Genomic DNA, 3,255 nt, shown 5'->3' on the forward strand with positions numbered 1-3,255 from the left:
CGAGTCCGAAAGTAGGCTGTGTCATTCACCCTTAGAGCGATTTGACCAAAAGCTGAGAACAAGTAACCAGATAAGCCAGAGCGGGCTACAAGTTATTTGCAACTCTCAGCCAGAATCTCCTAAATTTAGTTTACCCAAGCGGTAGCGAGGCTAAACGCATTTAGGAGAGAGGCTCAATCTTTGGACAACCACCAAAAAAAGTTAATTGGTAGAAATTTCTAACGCACGAAGAAAGAGGATAAAGTGCTATTCGAGACACACGCTTCAAAAGGGATTAAATGGTTAAATGCCGTGATGATGATGGATAATCTCTTTGGTAGAAATTCCTGATGCAATCTTTGCTGCCAAACACATTGACACGTCAATAATGAATGCTGGTGCTGGTTTTGCGGTCTGATTTGCGGTACCAAATTACCAAAGCGACGAATTATCATAGGATACCGCAGTTTCCTGCGGCACCAGACCATGTTATGACGCGATGTATAAACGCTACTATCACATTCCCCAAAATAGGATAGTAAATTCTCAAACTCCTATGGTTGAAGGATTTTTGTATGTTCAGATACGTGTATTTTGTTCTGGATATTAGATGCTGAACATTGAAGACCACAATTTCGCAAACGAACTTTGTTCTGTAAACAAATACTAATGTAGAGCCTTACAATTGGGTAATAATTGGGTAAAATCTAATCTTGTCCAGCCAAGTTAGACCAAAAACCATTTTATTGAAAAACCCCGAAACGTATACGGGGTATATCTTCTATGGGCGAAGAGAGACTCGAACTCTCACGATTTCTCGCCACATTTTGAGTGTGGTGCGTCTACCAATTCCGCCACTCGCCCTTGAGTTGACTTACACAAGTATAGTATATGCAGGGCGATCGATACAAGATAATTTTCTGAAAAAGTTCTCCCTTGCCTAAATTAGGATCTAAGTCCTGGTCTAGCCATTGAGACCGACTGATATTTGTTTAGTTGACGCAACCAGAAACCACCGATCGCAGCCACAATTAAAGATATCCAACCCGTAAAAGATTGCAATAACAAAAATCCGCCGATCGCAAACATCGAACCAAAGAGTAAAAGACTTGCTGCCACCACCTTGAGTAAATCTTGAATTAAATTTTGCTTGGAAGTAATACCAGTACGCTCTCTTTGCCTCTGCCAACCGATTCCTCCTGGTCGAACTTTAGTATAAAATTCATCTAAAACGCGATCGCTTTCTGGAGGGGTCAGATACATAACCGCAATCCAAACTATAGCCGTCGTACCTGAAATAAATAAAAGCCTATAGCCAAAATCGGAGAATATATCGTTAAAACCAGGATAAATACTGGTAATTAGACCGATCGCAAAGCCACTAACCATTGCTGCCAATTCAGCAGCAGCGTTAATTCGCCACCAAAACCAACGTAAGATTAATACTAATCCTGGGCCAGTACCAATCGCAATTACTAAGCGAAAGACACTGGCGATGCTAGTAAATTTAAAAGCAGCGATCGCACCTAGAAACGTAACCAATACTGAAGCTATTCTGCCTACTGTCACTAATTCTGTTTGGGTGGCATTGGGTTTGATAAAGCGACGATAGAGGTCGTTAGTTAGATAAGATGCGCCCCAATTGATCGAAGTGGAAACCGTACTCATAAAGGCGGCAATTAAAGAAGTTACCACCAAACCTAGCATTACAGGGGGTAAAAACTCTAACATTAATTTAGGATAGGCTAATTCTTTATCTTCCAAGTCGGGATAAATTACTAATGCCACCAGAGCAACAACAATCCAAGGCCAAGTACGAATGCCATAATGGAGGATATTAAACAGCCAAGAAGACTTTTCTGCTTCCTTTTCGGTTTTAGCTGCTGCTAAACGTTGAATAAATTCTCCACCGCCATCGCTACGACGAAACGACCACCATTGCACGAATAAATAAGTGGAAAAAGTAGTAGCGGTAATTCCTGCTGCATCGCTCCAACCGAAGCTACCACTGCTAAATTGCACGGGAAAAAAAGATAGGACATCAATCTCGCTTATTTCTTGTACTTGAGGAATGAGTTGGTGAATTCCACCGACGTGGTTAACTGCGACTATCGCAACTACTATTGCACCCAATAATGCCAAGAAGAATTGAAAGAAATCTGTAGCTACGACTCCCCAAAGCCCAGAAAAGCCAGAATAAACTAAAACTAAAACGCTAACTCCTACGACACTCCAAATTTTAAGATTATCTCCTGGATTGAGTCCCAAACTTTGCCATAATTCCAAAGCATCTACGACTTTGACCATTGCCAGCATGGCGTAACCAATGCCAATACAGTTAATCGGCAAGGCGAAGAGAAAAGCTTTTGTTCCCCTTAAAACTGCTGCTGTTTTACCGCCATAACGCATTTCCGTTAATTCAGCATCGGTGACAATTTGCGATCGCCGCCAGAGACGAGAGAAGATATAAATTAAGATAACGTGGGAAATACCAAAACTCCACCATTCCCAATTACCTGCAATGCCCCGACTGGCTACTACCCCACAGATATATAAAGGGGTATCGATGGAGAAAGTGGTTGCTGCCATACTAGTACCAGCCAACCACCAAGGAAGAGATCTCCCCGATACGAAAAAGTCTTCCATACTTTGAGAGGCTTTACGAGAAAGAAAGATTCCCAAACCAATGGTGAGGACAAAATAAATAGCGACAATTAGCCAGTCAATGGGAGTCATGGATGGGATCTGCCTGTTTAAAATGACTCATTATAGTAGACTTTTAACAAAATCTCATCTCGATGGGATAGATTAGCTTTAAGAAGCTCTACCCACATGAATATCTCTTACCCTAACTGGGACGCAAGCATGAGTCATTTGAGCCACTTGCATCGGTTCGCCTTTACCGCACATATTCGTACCGCATTGGACTAATTCCGACTCTCCCCCGAGAGCGTCAACTTTATTCCAAAAGTCGGTAGTCATACTGTGGTAGGTGACGTTTTTCAGCATTCCCGTAATTTTGCCGTTTTTCACTTGCCAGAAAGCATCCCCTCCAAATTGGAAATTGCGTCGTTGTTGGTCGATGGAAAAACTACCAATGCCATCGATTAAAATACCATCTTCCGTATCGGCAATCATTTCTTCTAAAGTTGCTGTATGGCTATCTCCTGGTTTTCCTGGTTCTAAACCTAAATTGGGAATGCGTACCATTGGAATACTCGACCAACTGTCGGCATAAGCACTCCCATTACTACGATCTCGCCCCAATCTGTATGC

Annotated in this window: 2 protein-coding genes and 1 tRNA gene; all 3 read right to left on the reverse strand. The window is 42.1% G+C overall.

Annotated elements, in window-relative coordinates; genetic code table 11:
- Positions 1–763: 763 nt before the first annotated feature.
- A tRNA-Leu gene (locus tag AC33VI_RS12130) sits at positions 764–843 on the reverse strand.
- Between the two features lie 81 nt (positions 844–924).
- On the reverse strand, positions 925–2,715 hold the full coding sequence (locus AC33VI_RS12135) for a sodium:solute symporter family protein (RefSeq protein ID WP_491782526.1): 1,791 nt from the start codon (positions 2,713–2,715) through the stop codon (positions 925–927).
- A 78-nt stretch (positions 2,716–2,793) separates the two neighbouring features.
- Positions 2,794–3,255, reverse strand: a 462-nt coding sequence (locus AC33VI_RS12140; protein WP_491782527.1) for a metallopeptidase TldD-related protein, incomplete at its 5' end; no start/stop codon positions are given.

It is taken from the genome of Waterburya sp. (genome assembly GCF_058530065.1).